The following is a 14,767-nucleotide window of genomic DNA, read 5'->3' as shown; positions in this document are numbered from 1 at the left end:
ATGAATGAACTGATGGCAAAGCACAATGAAGCACCACCCTCAATTCAATAGGGTGTTGCACTCAGAGCCTGCATCCGCCCTCCATTTAAAATAAAACCATCAAAATCCCATGGATGGTCATGTATATCCGTCTCTTTAATAACTGTAGACGGCCATATATGTAATCTTACTGAATATAGAGGCCTTTTATCAACCAGCAATAATTTAACAAAGCCGTTAGCATGTACATAAGACCTCTTAGCTATTTCTTCAATAGCTGCTTCATTAAGCACAATACTACTAAAAAGGCTTCTCCAACGACCATAGCTCATATACTCTAATAATGATTGACGTGAAACCTCGTCATTAGAGAAAAGCATCTCATCAAGTAAAAATTTAAAAACATTTAAATTCACATACACCTCTCAACCAAGCTAATACACACAGATAGCAATAAATATAATAAGCCCGCCAGAGAAAACTCTGGCGGGCTTAGAAAAACCATACTGCGAGTTACTTAACGGCGGCGACCACGGTAATTTCACACAGCAGTTCCGGGCTGGCCATGGCGGCTTGTACGCAGGCGCGGGCGGGGGCGTGGCCTTGTGGCACCCAGGTGTCCCAGATGTCGTTGAAGGTCTTGAAGTCGTCCATTGTCTTGAGATAGACGGTGGCGGAGAGCAGGTGCTCGCGGTCGGTGCCGACTTCTTCCAGCAGCGCATCGACACGCGCGAGCATGCTGTTGGCCTGGTCCGTGATATTCCCGAAGCGGTGGTCCGGTCCGGCAACCTGACCACACAGGTAGATGGTGTTGTTGTGGATCACGGCGCGGCTCATGCGTGGCTTGGTGTCGTGACGTTGGATATCGCTCATGGAGAGTGTCCTTGTGCCGTTCTTCTTGGAGTGGTGAAAGACGCGCCTGCGTAAGGGAAAGCCCCGCAGCGGCATGACGCGCAATGAGGATAAGCGGCCATCAGCGTTCCAGATTCCGGCGAGCGGCGCAACGCGACCTGCGGGGTATTTTCCAGTCGTCGAGAGGGTTTCTGCCTTGCGTACCTGTAGCCACTCCCCAAGGGGTAGAAATGACGACGCCGCGCCGTCCCGACATGACAGGGAAAGGCGCGGCGTTCTCATTGCCCGGCAGGGCGTGGGCTGAACAGTGCTAGCGCAGGATCAGCAGCGGCACCGTGGCGTTGCGAATCATCTCGGTAGTGGTGCTGCCGACCAGCAACTGACGGATGCGCGAGTGACCGTAGGCGCCCATCACCAGCATGTCGATGGCGTGTTCCTTGGCATATTCGCGCAGACAGGCTTCCACCTCCCCCGCTCTGAAGCTTGCCTGCACGCTGAAACCTGCCGCGGTGAGGGTGTCGCGCGCGGCGTCCAGCGGTGCTTGATGCTCCACCGTTTCCGCGCCGACCATCACCAGATGCAGCTCCGCGCCTTGCAGCAGGGGACTGGCCGCCAACACCTCGACGGCGCGCTTGATGGTGCTGCTGCAATCGAAGGCGATCAGCACCCGCGTCGGCAGATTGAACTCGCCCGGCACCACCAGCACGGGGCGATGCAGGCTGCGGATCACGCGCTCCAGATTGCTGCCCAGGTGCTCGCTGGCCTGCTCCGCCCCTTCACCACGCTTGCCGATCACCAGCAGGCGAATCTCGTCTTCCAGCTCCTCCAGGGTCTCGACCAGCTCGCCATTGCGCTGGCGTGGGCGCGGCTCGGCGATACCCGCCTGCACGGCGCGCTCGTAGGCGGCCTCCAGCATCAGGCGGCCCTGCTCCTGGGCGATGCGCCCGCGTTGCTCATCCAGGGTGGCGAGTTCTTCCAGCAGGTGCTCGCGCGCGCCGAGCCCGATGCTGCCGGAGAGATCACTGGTGGTCTCGCCCGCCCCTTCCTGGCGGTCGATCACATGCAGGAAGCTCAGCGGCGCCGAGAGACGTTGGCTTGCCCATACGGCGGCATCACACACGGAGACGGCAAAGGCGGAGCCGTCAATGCAGGCGGTGACCTTGTCATGGCCTGTCAGGGCACTGGCAGAGGATTGGCTCATGGCGTGCTTCCTTATGCTGACGATCAAGGTTGGCGCTTCAGGCGCCTGTTTCGAGATTACCACTTTCCGGCCCCATCAACGCAAACGGCGGGCAGCCCGTGTGGGGCTGCCCGCCGTCTTGCCGCATGAACCGCTGGCGCCACCGCCCTCGATCAGGCGGGTGGCGCCAACGAGATCAGTGCCCCATCAGCTTCTCGACCGCATCCGGCTTGTCATGCACCGCGAAGCGATCCACCAGCGTGGCGCTGGCTTCGTTGAGGCCACGCACCTCGACCTCGGTCCCCTCGCGGCGGAACTTGACCACCACGGTGTCCAGCGCGCCGATGGCGGTGATGTCCCAGAAGTGCGCACGGCTGACGTCGATGACGACACGCTCGACGGTCTCCTTGAGGTCAAAACCGGCCTGGAACTGCTCGCTGGAAGCGAAGAACACCTGACCGACTACGCGGTATTCGCGGGTACGGCCATCGGCATTCATGTCGCTGCCGATATGCAGCACCTGACCGATCTTGTTGGCGAAGAACAGTGCCGAGAGCAGCACGCCGACCAGCACACCGATCGCCAGATTGTGGGTCGCGACCACGACGGCCACGGTGCCCAGCATGACGATGTTGGTGGACATCGGGTGGGTCTTGAGGTCACGGATCGACTGCCAGGAGAAGGTGCCGATGGAAACCATGATCATCACCGCGACCAGTGCGGCCATCGGAATCTGCGAGACCCACGGGCCGAGGAACACGACCAGAATCAGCAACACGACACCCGCCACCATGGTGGAGAGGCGCGTACGACCGCCGGACTTCACGTTGATCATCGTCTGACCGATCATCGCGCAACCCGCCATGCCACCGAGGAAGCCGGTGACGACGTTGGCCGCGCCCTGGCCCTTGCACTCACGGTTCTTGTCGGACGGCGTGTCGGTCAGGTCATCGACCAGCGTGGCCGTCATCAGGGATTCCAGCAGGCCCACGACCGCCAGCGGCAGCGAGTACGGCAGGATGATCCACAGGGTTTCCAGATTGAAGGGGATGTCCGGAATCAGGAACACCGGCAGGCTGTCCGGCAGCTCGCCCATGTCGCCGACGGTGCGGATATCCAGACCGACGATCATGGAGAAGATGGTCAGCACGATGATGCAGACCAGCGGCGACGGCAGCAGCTTGCCGACCTTCGGCACCAGCGGCAGCAGATAGATGATGCCGAGACCGGCCGCCGTCATGGCGTAGACGTGCCAGGTGACGTTGGTCAGCTCCGGCAGCTGGGCCATGAAGATCAGGATCGCCAGCGCATTCACGAAGCCGGTGACCACCGAACGCGACACGAAGCGCATCAGCGAGCCGAGCTTGAAGTAGCCGAAGATGATCTGGATCACGCCGGTCAGCACGGTGGCGGCCAGCAGGTATTCCAGGCCGTGGTCCTTGACCAGGTCGACCATCAGCAGTGCCATGGCACCGGTGGCGGCGGAGATCATGCCCGGACGGCCACCGGCGATGGCGGTCACCACGGCGATGGAGAAGGAGGCATACAGGCCGACCTTGGGGTCGACACCGGCAATGATGGAGAAGGCGATGGCTTCGGGGATCAGGGCCAACGCCACCACCAGGCCGGACAGGATGTCGGGCCGGAGGTTGGAGAGCCACTGCTGTTTGAGGCTGCTTGTCATCGAGTCGTCCGCAACAGGTTGGGAAAGGTGGTGTGCGTGCTGAATCCTGGCGCTGTCGAGTCAGTCTGGCGTCCGGTTGTGGCAATCTTCATCACTGCGTCAGGGCAGTGCCGCTCGCGCCTGGCTCGCGTCGTGAAGTCACTATCGTTTCCGGTCGCCCTGTGGCTTTCTTCGCGCCATGAGCTATTCGCTCCGGTCGCCGTGAGGCGTCCAGAGGGCTGTCATTTGACAGTGAATAAACTCGGGGATGGGCAGGATTGTATCAGTTGCCGCCCGCAGACGCATCCGCAGAAGGGGCGCGCATGGCCTGCAGGTGACGCAGGCGGCGGTCGATCAGGCTCTTGATCAGCATCGCGCCCAGCACCATGGCGCCGCCTACCCAGCCGCGCAGTGTCAGCGACTCGTCCAGCACCCACCACACCCACAGGATGCCGAACACGCTTTCCAGCAGCATCAGCAACGCCACCTCGGCGGACGGCAGATACAGCGGGCCGCGCTGGATCAGCGTGAAGCCCAGCGGCGAGAGCACCAGACACAGCAGCACCAGCCAGCCGGCGCGCTGAGCGAAATCATCGCTGTGCGAGGGCCATAGCTGGGTGAGCACGCTCTCGAGGACCTCTGCTGCACCCTCGCCTCCCCCTACCCCAGAGACTGCCAACCATGTGCAGGCCAGCAGGCCACACAGCGCGGTCATAAGCCCCGACAGGGTCAGCATCGGGCTCATGTCGAGCCCCGGGCGCGTGCGACACAGCGTGAAGTTGCCCGCCAGCGACAGGCTGCAGCCCAATGCGAGCAGATTGCCGGTCAACGAGCCGCTGCCCGCCTCGTCCATCACCAACAGCGTGATGCCCGCCAGCGAGACCAGAATCGCGCCCCATACATGGCGCGGCTGGCGCTCGCCCAGCCATAGCCGCGACATCAGCGCTGCGAACAGTGGACTGGCGGCGAGGATGATCAGCACATTGCCGGCGCGGGTGTATTGATTGGCGAGCACGAAGCCCAGCGTGGAGCCGGTGAACAGCAGCGCGACCCACAGTCCCGTGCGCCCGCAGCCACGCATGCGCGCCAGCGCACTGACCAAGCGCTGGCCAGGCCCGCCGCGCTGGGTGAGCAGCAGAATCAGCGCGAAGCCGATGGCCGTCAGCAGGCCGCGCCAGAACACCAGCGGGCCATCGGCGACATCGGCGAGGCGCAGCAACAGCGCATCCGGCGAGATCAGCAATACGCCCAGCGCCGTCAGCGCGACGCCACGCGCCTGCAGGGCTCTGGCATCCGGGTTGTGATCGGGCACGAGGTGGGAGTCAGTCGACGGCTGCATGCACGCTCAGTCCGATTCGATGGACAGGTGCGACTGGCGCCAATCGACCACCGGCCAGCCACGCGCTTCGGCGAACTGGCGCAGCGGCGCATCCGGCTGGGTGGCATGGGGATGATCGACCCGCTCCAGCAGCGGCAGGTCGTTGTGGGAATCGGAGTAGCCCCAAAGTGCCTGCGGCGCACGCTTGAGCTGGCTTGCGTCTTCCAGCCAGGCATCCAGCGCCGCCAGCTTGCCTTCGCGGAAGGTGACGATGCCGGTGGTCTCGCCGGTGAAGCGGCCCTCTTCATCGAAGGCAGGATGGGTGGCCAGCGCGCCATCGGCGGTCAGGCGACTGGCGATGGGGCCGACCAGATGGTGCATGGAGGCGGAGATGATCAGGGTGCGATGGCCCGCCTCGCCGTGTTCGGCCAGCCGTGCGATGCCGCCTTCCAGCAGACGCGGCATTACCATTTCTTCCACGAAATCATCGACTTCGCGCCGCACCTCATCGCGATGTCGCCCGATGAGCGGACCGAGCAGATGGCCGGTGTGCTCGTGGATATCCAGAGTGCCGGCGTGATACTCGCTCTGATGGCGCTCGCCGATGGCCATGAAGGCCTCGACATCCTCGATCCAGCCACAGGCGGCCATCCAGCGCATCCACATGCCGGTGCAGTCGCCATCGAGCAGGGTATCGTCGAGATCGAACACCGCCAGCGGGGAATCCAGCTGGCAGAAATGGCGCAGATACCCCTCACCCGGCGGGGATAGCGGTGGCAGCAGCGTCACGGCATCGCAGTCGGCGCAGAGGTCCGCCAGCGGCGAGCGGCGGACCTCTACCCCGGGAGCAGCATTGAGGGCGCGCGGCGCAGCATAGGGTGAGGGCATGGTTCGAGTCACGACAGGCTCCGAGTGGACGAGGGAGTCAACGGCTTCCTGCCGTTACTGCGTGACCCTCGCATGCGGCGCCGCGCTGGGCAAGTCCGTCGCGCCTTCACGACCCGCTGTCGCTGCGTGCGGCGCTAGCGCTGGGCGAGTCGAGCCAGCGCCAGGCTGGCAATCGCGGTGTCCTGCACGCCGGTGCCGGTCAGGTCTGCCACCGTGATGCGGGTATCAGTGGCGGTTTCGGTCTCTTCACCTCTGTTCTGGTCACCCTCACGCAGGCGACGCCCATCGGCCAGCAGCTTGCCCAGCTCGTACACCTCGCACGCCTTGGCCTGGTCTTCATCCAGCCCCTTCAGCTCGCCATTGATTTCCGACTGGGCACGGCTGTCACACACGAAGTAGTCGCAATCGGTCAGCACATCGGCTTCCAGCTCGCGCTTCTCGGGGCTGTCGGAACCCATCGCGGTGACATGCACGCCTTCCGGCAGCATCGAGTATTCCAGCAGCGGCGTGTGAGATGGCGTGGCAGTGACGATGATGTCGGCGTTCTGACACACCGCGTGCAGGCTGTCATGACTGCGTACGGTGAGGCCCAGTCGCTCCTCCGTCTCACGCGCGAAACGCTCGGCCCGCTCCTTGTCGCGTGCCCAGACATCGACACTCTCGATGTCGCGCACCAGCCGCAGCGCCTCCAGCTGCAGGCTCGCCTGCTCACCGGCGCCGATCAGCGCGACGCGCTTGCTGTCGGGGCGTGACAGGGCCTCTGCCGCCACGGCACCGGCCAGCGCGGTACGAATGGCGGTGAGATAGCCGCCGTCATCCAGCAGGGCCCTGGCCAGTCCCGTCTCGGCGGAGAACACCACCATCAGGCCATTGAGGCTTGGCAGGCCGCGGGCGGGATTGTTGAAGAAGCCGGGACTGATCTTGATCGCGAAGTGCTTGAGCCCCTGGATATGGGCGGTCTTGACGTCCACCTCGCCGTTGGCCTCCTCGATGGCCATCGACAGGATCGGCGGCTGCACCACCTTGCCTTGGCCCAGCGCGATGAAGGCATCGCGAATGGTGCCCAGTGCCGTGGCGTCCAGCCCCACGACCTGCTCGATCTGTTCACGGGAATACGTCTGCATGCTTTCTTGAGCCGGTTGTGTCATGCGCCCTCCTCCTGGTGTGCCGTCAGCTGTCTCACGCTGTGAGCCATGGGCGAATAAATCACTGCTGAGCGTCCGCCAGCAGCGCTCGGGCCTGATCGAAGGTCTCCAGACTGACGCCGTTGCCGCTGATGATCAGCGCGACACGCTGGCCGCGGATCGACTCGGCCAGCACCGGGTCGGTCTCGCCCAGCCGCGAGGCCTCGAGTGCGGCAAGCCCGACCACGGCGGCGCCCTCGACCAGCAGCTTCTCCTCTTCCAGCAGCATCAGCATGGCGCGGGCGATGGCGCGCTCGCTGACCTGATGGTGGTGGTCCATCACGCGGCGCACCAGCGGCAGCGTGGTGTGATTGCCAAGCCCGATGCCGCCGCCCAGTGAGTCGCCGAGACTGGCGACCTCTTCCACCTCCACCGGTTCGCCTGCCTGCAGGCTGTGCCACATGGCTGCGCCTTCGGTGAGGCTGATGCCATGCACCTGCGTCTCGGGGCGAATCGCCTTGAGCGCCGCCCCGATGCCGCCGAGCAGGCCGCCGCCGGACAGTCCGATCAGTACCTGATCGAGCTGCGGGCAATCCTCCATCAACTCAAGCCCGATGGTGCCCTGACCGGCCACGATCAGCGGGTCATCGAAGGGCGGCACCGACAGCATGCCCTCCTCCTCGACCAGCCGATTGACCTCGTGGAAGGCCTCGTCCTGGCTGCGCCCGACCCGGCGCACCTCGACACTGCCACCAGTGGCACCGCCCAGCTCACCCAGCGCCTCGATGGCACGCACCTTGTTGGCGGGCACCTGCTCGGAGAGACAGATGACCGCCCTGAGGCCACGGCGCATCGCGGCGTAGGCCAGCGCGCGACCGTGATTGCCGGTGGAGGCGGTGGTCACGCCGCGCTGAAGGCGCTCGAAGGCCTCTCCGGTGTCCTGTTCCGCCACGGCGGCCAGCAGATTGCTGGCCCCGCGCAGCTTGAAGGCGCCGGTGGGCTGGCGGGTCTCCAGCTTGAGCAGAATCTCGGCATCGAAGCGGCGCGACAGCGCCGGTGACGGCACCAGCGCCGTGCGTTCGACACCCGTGGCCGTCGATGAATGAAACAGCCGCTGGCGCGCGGCATAGATATCGGCCAGCGCCAGCGGCGTTTCCCGTGTGCTCTTGAGCGGGGGTAAGGTCAATGCCATGACTTACTTGTCACCAGAAGCGGGATCACCGGAAGAGAGATCGCCATTGTCGACGAGCTCCTGATGCACCTTGTCCACGGCGCGACGCGCGCGGGCGACGATGTCATCGATTTCCTCGGGGGTAACCACCAGCGGCGGCGCGAAGCCGAGGATGTCGCCCTGCGGCATGGCGCGTGCCACCAGGCCTTCCTCAAGGGCCGCCGCGGAGATGCGCGGGCCGACCTTGAGCGCTGAGTCGAACGCCTTGCGCTGTGACGGCTGCGGCGAGAACTCCAGTGCCGCCAGCAGGCCGATGCCACGCACATTGCCGACGATGGGGTGATCGGCGAAGGCGGCCTGCATGGCGTTCTGCAGATAGGCGCCGGTATCGCGGGCATTGTCGACCAGGCCCTCGCGGCGAATGATCTCCAGATTGGCGACACCGGCGGCGGCGCCCAGCGCATGCCCGGAGTAGGTCCAACCGTGGCCGATGGGGCCAAATTCGCCGGTGCCCTGCTCCAGTACCTTCCATACACGGTCGCCGACGATGACCCCGGACAGCGGCTGATAGGCGCTGGTCAGGCCCTTGGCGATGGTTACCAGGTCCGGCTTGATGCCGAAGTGCTGGAAGCCGAACTGGCTGCCGATGCGCCCGAAGCCGCACACCACTTCATCGCAGATCAACAGGATGTCGTGACGCTTGAGCACGGCTTGGATGGCCTCCCAGTAGCCTTCCGGCGGCGGCACGATGCCACCGGTACCCAGTACCGGCTCGCCGATGAAGGCGCCGACGGTCTCCGGCCCCTCGGCCTGGATCATCGCCTCGAGCTTCTCGGCGCACCAGGTGGAGAATTCGCGCTCGCTCATCTCGGCGCACTCGGCAGGACGGCGGTAGTAGTCCGGCGCCTCGGTGTGCAGGATGCCCGGAATCGGCAGATCGAAGTGATCATGGAAGGCCGCCAGCCCGGTCAGCGAGCCAGAGGCGATGCCGGAGCCGTGATAGCCGCGCCAGCGCGAGATGACCTTCTTCTTCTCCGGCTTGCCGATCACGTTGTGGTAATAGCGCACCAGCTTGAGCTGGGTCTCGTTGGCATCACTGCCGGACATGCCGTAATAGACCCTGGCCATGCCGGGGCCGGCCAGCTCGAGAATCTTCTCGGACAGCGCGATCTGCGGCTCGTTCGAGTGGCCGACATAGGTGTGGTAGTAACTGAGCTTGAGGGCCTGCTCATGGATGGCATCGGCGACTTCCGTGCGCCCGTAACCGATATTGACGCAGTAGAGGCCGGCGAAGCCGTCGATCAGCTCACGTCCGTCACGCTCACGGATGCGGATGCCTTCGCCGCCGGTGATCACGCGGCCCGGTGCATCGCCCTGGGCGTAATCGCGCAGGTGGGTCGAGGCATGGAAGGTGACCTTGCGGTCACGGCGAATCAGTTCATCGGTCGAGGTCGCATCATCGAAGCTGGCGGCCTGGCTCAGGGTGTTATCGGTGCTCATGTGACTCTCCGAATGCTTAACTAGGGGCGATCGACCGGCGGTGCTCAATGGCCACCGATCGCCATGAACGACATGTGACAGTGAAGGATGTCCGTCTCAACTTCCGGAGGCGCTTTCCAGTCCACCCAGACAGTAGTACTTGATATCGAGATATTCCTCGAGCCCCTGACGGCCACCTTCGCGACCCAGGCCGGATTGCTTGACGCCGCCGAAGGGAATCGGCGCGCCGGTCATCTTGACGGAATTGACCGAGACCATGCCGAAGCGCAGGCCACGCATCAGTCGCCAGATGCGGCGCACATCGTGGGTATAGACGTAGGCGGCGAGGCCGTATTCGGTGTCGTTGGCCATCGCGATCACCTCTTCCTCATCGTGCCAGGCGGTGATGCCGGCCACCGGCGAGAAGGTTTCCTCTCGCCAGACACGCATGTCCGGCGTGATGTCGGCCAGCAACACCGGCATGAAGAAGTTGGGGCCCGGTGCCATGCTCTGGTCGCCGTGGATCAGCCGCGCGCCGCGCTCGACGGCGTCATCGACGATGGTCTGCGCCTTGGCGACGGCGTCGCGGTGGATCAGCGGGCCAAGGTCGATCCCCTTCACCTGGCCATTGCCGACCTTGAGTTGCTTCATGATGCGCGCGAAGTGGCTCAGGAAGTCCTCGTAGAGGCTGTCGTGGACCAGGATACGGTCGGCCGCGAGGCAGTCCTGACCGGAGGTCTGGAACTTGGCATCGACGGCGGCGCGCGCAGCCTCCTCGGGGTCCATGTCCGGTCCGACGATGAAGGGGGCATTTCCGCCCAGCTCCAGCGAGACACGCTTGACGCTGTCGGCGCACTGTTTCAGCAGCAGACGCCCGACCCGGGTGGAACCGGTGAATGACAGCCCGGCGACGCGCGGGTCGTCACACAGCTGCTTGGAGACCTCGGAGGCCTCGCCGGTGATGACGCTGAAGACACCGGCGGGAATGCCGGCGCGCTCGGCCAGCTCCGCCAGCGCCAGCGCCGAGAACGGCGTCTCGCCGGCCGGCTTGACCAGCACCGTACAGCCCGCCGCCAGTGCGGCCGCGGCCTTGCGGGTGATCATCGCCAGCGGGAAGTTCCACGGCGTGATCAGCGCCGCGACACCGATAGGCTCACGCACGGTGCCCAGCGCGGCATTCGGGATATGGCTGGGAATGGTCTCGCCGAAGGCACGGTTGCCCTCCTCGGCGAACCAGTGAACGAAGCTGGCGCCGTATTCCACCTCACCACGCCCATCGTCCAGCGACTTGCCCTGCTCACGCGTCATCAGCATGGCCAGGTCTTCCTTGTGGGCACGGATGAGGTCGTACCAGGCATCCAGCAGCTCGCCGCGCTGGTCGACGCGCAGCTTGCGCCATTCACGCTGGGCCTCATCGGCGGCGGCGATGGCGGCGTCAATCTGCGCCTCCTCGAGCCACGGCACCTGGCCGAGACGCTCGCCGGTGGCAGGGTCGAAGACCGCCTCCTCGCGTCCGCCTTCGCCATGCACCCAGCAGCCATTCACGTAGGCGAGCTGGCGAAACAGACGCGGGTCTTCCAGAGCAATGCCTTCGCTGGCGAACTGGGCAGTCTCGGACGTCGCTTCGTCCTGGGAAGTTGCCCACTGTCGTGCAAGAGATTGAGCACTCATCGCTTGTCTCCCGGGCCGCTCGGCCGTCATCTGAGAAGGCGGAACACCGCCAAGGACAACGCCCACCGAAACGCGGCGGGCGTCATGTGATGAGCTCAGTGTGGGGGAGATGAGACGTGGAGACTTTCGGAATACCCGCCAACGACTTGGCGTTCTTTCTGTTGTGGCGGGCAAGGTGCGGATTCTTTCTGTGTGGCGAGTTCCTGACTAGACCGCCATGGATCAGAGCGTCACTGCTCGAACCGACGTGGTTCAGGCGGTCACGACCTCACTCTCGGTCAGCTCGGCGTAGAGTTCCGGGTAGGCTTCCTGAAGGCGCTCAAGCTCGGTGCGCGCATGCGGGATGGCATCGGTCAGCTGTTGCCATTCCTCGTCACTGAGGTTGTCGCGCATCAGCGGGAACAGCTCCTGGCGCTCGGCACGCAGGTAGTCACGGTGTGCCTCCACATACTCGCGCAGGTCGGCATTGAACTGGTCCATCGGGATGATCTGGTCCATCAGGATGCTGTCGAGGTTGTCGGACAGCTTGTCCAGACGCTCGTGCAGGGTGCGATATTGCTGGATGAGGCGCTGACAGAGTGGCGCGGCGTCTTCGGAGCGTTCGCACAGCATCTGGGTGCATTGACGCTCCAGCGGAATGATGAAGCCCTGCATGTAATCGAGAATGTAATCCACCACCTCACGCATCATGCGAAAGTCGGGACGCTCACCACTGACAAGCGTCTTGTGGCGATGCGAAAGCACGTGCAGCAGACGAGCCATGTTGGCGTGGTCCTGGCGCAGCTGAGTCACATTGGGCATGACTTCCTCCTCCTTACGGAACAGGTGGCCGATGCTGGCAGACAGCGCTGCCGCCTCGGGCATTGCTACCGAATGTAGCAATGTCGTCACCTAGAAGTGTAGGACACATCCCCCGAGCGCCAGTTAGACGATGGGTGGGATTGCCTGAATGAGCGTCTCATGCTGTCAGGAAAACATGACAGTCTGGTGCGATGCCACGCGCGGCCTGAGGCCGCTGACTGAGCGCACCGCCACTGCTGATTTGTACAGGTCTGCAGGATCGGCCATGATGAGCGCAATACTGCCCACGCCTGCCGGAGCCAGACTCGCCGATGGATCTTTTTGCCGATACCGCCTCGAATTCCCATGCGCCACTGGCCTTCCGCATGCGTCCACGCACCCTGGATGACTACATCGGACAGACAGCGTTGGTCGGGCCTGACATGCCGCTGCGCCAGATGGTGGCCTCCGGTGTGGTGCGCTCGATGATTCTGTGGGGGCCGCCGGGGGTCGGCAAGACGACGCTGGCCGAGATTCTGGCCAAGGGCTGTGATGCGCACCTGGAGCAGCTCTCGGCGGTGATGGCCGGCGTCAAGGACATCCGCGAGGTGGTAGAGCGCGCCAGACACTTCCAGGCCAGCGATCGCCAGACGGTGATGTTTCTCGATGAGATCCACCGCCTCAACAAGAGCCAGCAGGATGCCCTGTTGCCGCATGTGGAATCCGGCCTGCTGACGCTGATCGGCGCGACCACCGAGAACCCGTCCTTCGAGGTCAACTCGGCCTTGCTGTCACGGGCGCGGGTCTATGTGCTCAAGGCCCTGGAGACGGACGACCTGATCGAGGTGCTGACGCGCGCCCTGCAGGATGAGGTCAACGGCCTCGGCAAGCGTCATATCGAAGCCAGCCGCGAGACGCTGACCCGCATCGCGCGCTCGGCCTCCGGCGATGCACGCCGCGCCCTGGGCCTGCTGGAGACCGCCTGTGACTTCGTGCGTCGTGAGCCAGACGCCCAGGGAGGAACGCGCGAGATACTCGAGGACAGTTCGCTTGAGGCCGTGCTGGGTCATCAGGCCTCCAGCTTCGACAAGCAGGGCGATGACTATTACGACCTGCTGTCGGCGATCCACAAGTCGATACGCTCCTCGCGGCCCGACGCGGCACTGTTGTACATGGCACGCTTCATGGATGGTGGCGGCGACCCGCTGGATGTCGTGCGGCGCCTGACGGCGATTGCCTCCGAGGATGTCGGTAATGCCGACCCGCGCGCCCTGCCACTGACCATTGCCGCCTGGGACGCCTATCTGCGCCTGGGTGACTACGAGGGCCAGCGCGCCATCGCGCATGCGGCGATTCACTTGGCCATCGCGCCCAAGAGCAATGCCATCGAGGTGGCCTGGAAGGAAGCCAAGGCCTTCGTGCGCCAGCAGCCCCACTTCGGAGTGCCGGTCTACCTGCGCAATGCCCCGACCACGCTGATGAAGGAGCTGGGCATGGGCGAAGGCTATCGCTATGCCCACAACGAGCCCAATGGCTATCCGGCCGGCAGCTCCCACGATGCCTGGCCAGAAGAACTGCCGACCCAGCAGTTCTATCGCCCGACCCAGCATGGTGGCGAGAAGCGCTTCGCCGAGATTGAGCGCTGGCGCCGCGAGCAGGACGCCGCCGCAGACCGTGGCGAGACGCCCGGACAGAGCTGATCAGCGGCGAATCTCACGCGCATATGGCTGCCAAGTCGCGACTGGCACAAACAGGAACGCCCGGACCGTCTGGTCCGGGCGTTCCTGTTTGGTCAAGCGTATTCAGGATTTGCGCTGCACCTTGGGCGCGATCACTGCTCGCGAATGACGTCGGCGCCTTGCGGGATCTGGAACACGAAACGGCTATCCTGAAGCGACGGGTTGTACTGCACGTTGCTGAAGTCGATCGCCGTGCGCTGACCGGTGGAATCCGCCATCTGCAGCATGTCGAGCTGCTCGCTGTCGAAAGTCAGCTTGAGGCTTTCAAACAGCGTATCGGCCTGCTTGGGCGTCAGCGTGAAGGTCTCACGTGCGCCCTGCTGCTGGCGCTTGACCGCATAGTTGGCGGTCAGCTCACTGGAACGACCTGACAGCAACAACGCCGGCGTGTGGGTGACACGCTCATCCAGCGGCTGCACGGTGACCTGCTCGAGGTCCGGATCATGCAGATAGACTTCCTTGCCATCCGACACCACTTCCTGACGGTACGGCGCATCGACGCTCCAGCGGAACTTGCCCGGGCGCGACAGCCACATCTTGCCCTTGGCTTCCTGCAGACGCTGACCGGAGGCATCGAGGATCTGCTGATCGAAGTCGGCAGCATAGGTCTTGAGCGGCTCCAGCAGGCGCGACAGGCGATCGCCTGCCGATTCCTCGGCGTGAGCTGGCAGAGCGGCCATGCCCAGCATCAGAGCGGCGCCCAGCCCCTTGGCCAGACGAGCGGTCAACGAAGATGCGAAAGAACGCGACAATGTCTTCATGAAACTCCTTGCGATGAGGAAGACCAGTGGCGAGCCTCGGCATCGAGGCCCTGCACCTGACCATCATCATTTCAGCGATTCGGGATGATTGCTGCCAACATCCTGCTGGCAGTGATCTGTTATCTGACGTCTTTGACACGAAGGGGAGCAAAAAGCTCCCCT

13 protein-coding genes are annotated in these 14,767 nt (G+C 64.0%); 1 reads left to right on the top strand and 12 read right to left on the bottom strand.

All coding sequences use genetic code 11. The features are described from left to right. Window positions 1–44: 44 nt before the first annotated feature. From QQF40_RS15690 to QQF40_RS15640, 11 genes are all read right to left on the bottom strand, one after another. A complete protein-coding gene (locus tag QQF40_RS15690) occupies window positions 45–395 on the bottom strand; it encodes a hypothetical protein (RefSeq protein ID WP_285461872.1) in 351 nt (116 codons plus the stop codon). 97 nt (window positions 396–492) lie between these two features. Next, complete coding sequence (locus tag QQF40_RS15685) at window positions 493–852, bottom strand: RidA family protein (protein ID WP_175088450.1); 360 nt, start codon at window positions 850–852, stop codon at window positions 493–495. A 289-nt stretch (window positions 853–1,141) separates the two neighbouring features. Beyond that, window positions 1,142–2,032 carry a universal stress protein gene (locus QQF40_RS15680; protein ID WP_285461871.1) on the bottom strand — a complete coding sequence of 297 codons (891 nt, stop codon included), beginning with the start codon at window positions 2,030–2,032 and terminating at the stop codon, window positions 1,142–1,144. A gap of 175 nt (window positions 2,033–2,207) precedes the next feature. Next, window positions 2,208–3,695: a SulP family inorganic anion transporter gene (locus QQF40_RS15675; protein WP_175088448.1), complete on the bottom strand. Its 1,488-nt coding sequence runs from the start codon at window positions 3,693–3,695 to the stop codon at window positions 2,208–2,210. A 262-nt stretch (window positions 3,696–3,957) separates the two neighbouring features. Further along, complete coding sequence (locus tag QQF40_RS15670) at window positions 3,958–5,013, bottom strand: DMT family transporter (protein WP_285461870.1); 1,056 nt, start codon at window positions 5,011–5,013, stop codon at window positions 3,958–3,960. Between the two features lie 6 nt (window positions 5,014–5,019). After that, window positions 5,020–5,880, bottom strand: a complete 861-nt coding sequence (locus QQF40_RS15665) for an HAD family hydrolase (RefSeq protein ID WP_285461869.1) — start codon at window positions 5,878–5,880, stop codon at window positions 5,020–5,022. Between the two features lie 134 nt (window positions 5,881–6,014). After that, window positions 6,015–7,028 carry a cyclodeaminase gene (locus QQF40_RS15660; protein ID WP_254626976.1) on the bottom strand — a complete coding sequence of 338 codons (1,014 nt, stop codon included), beginning with the start codon at window positions 7,026–7,028 and terminating at the stop codon, window positions 6,015–6,017. A 58-nt stretch (window positions 7,029–7,086) separates the two neighbouring features. Continuing rightward, the gene (locus tag QQF40_RS15655; protein ID WP_285461868.1) at window positions 7,087–8,196 is read right to left on the bottom strand and encodes a pyridoxal-phosphate dependent enzyme; all 1,110 of its coding nucleotides are present in this window, start codon (window positions 8,194–8,196) and stop codon (window positions 7,087–7,089) included. Window positions 8,197–8,199: 3 nt separating this feature from the next. After that, on the bottom strand, window positions 8,200–9,675 hold the full coding sequence (locus QQF40_RS15650) for an aminotransferase (protein WP_175088444.1): 1,476 nt from the start codon (window positions 9,673–9,675) through the stop codon (window positions 8,200–8,202). Window positions 9,676–9,771: 96 nt separating this feature from the next. Continuing rightward, a complete protein-coding gene (locus QQF40_RS15645; protein ID WP_285461867.1) occupies window positions 9,772–11,325 on the bottom strand; it encodes an NAD-dependent succinate-semialdehyde dehydrogenase in 1,554 nt (517 codons plus the stop codon). 252 nt (window positions 11,326–11,577) lie between these two features. After that, entirely contained in the window at window positions 11,578–12,126 is a 549-nt protein-coding gene (locus QQF40_RS15640) for a hemerythrin domain-containing protein (protein WP_285461866.1), read from the bottom strand. A gap of 311 nt (window positions 12,127–12,437) precedes the next feature. Here QQF40_RS15640 and QQF40_RS15635 point away from each other — a divergent pair, with 311 nt between their 5' ends. Beyond that, a complete protein-coding gene (locus QQF40_RS15635; protein WP_054555614.1) occupies window positions 12,438–13,805 on the top strand; it encodes a replication-associated recombination protein A in 1,368 nt (455 codons plus the stop codon). Window positions 13,806–13,936: 131 nt separating this feature from the next. On the opposite strand, the gene lolA is transcribed toward QQF40_RS15635, so the two are convergent. Beyond that, window positions 13,937–14,605: an outer membrane lipoprotein periplasmic chaperone LolA gene (gene lolA / locus QQF40_RS15630; RefSeq protein ID WP_175088441.1), complete on the bottom strand. Its 669-nt coding sequence runs from the start codon at window positions 14,603–14,605 to the stop codon at window positions 13,937–13,939. Window positions 14,606–14,767 lie beyond the last annotated feature (162 nt).

It is taken from the genome of Cobetia sp. LC6 (genome assembly GCF_030264805.1).
In the GTDB taxonomy this organism is placed as follows: domain Bacteria; phylum Pseudomonadota; class Gammaproteobacteria; order Pseudomonadales; family Halomonadaceae; genus Cobetia.
The sequence above is the reverse complement of the archived record's forward strand: the minus strand, read 5'-3'. Positions and strand labels throughout refer to the sequence as shown.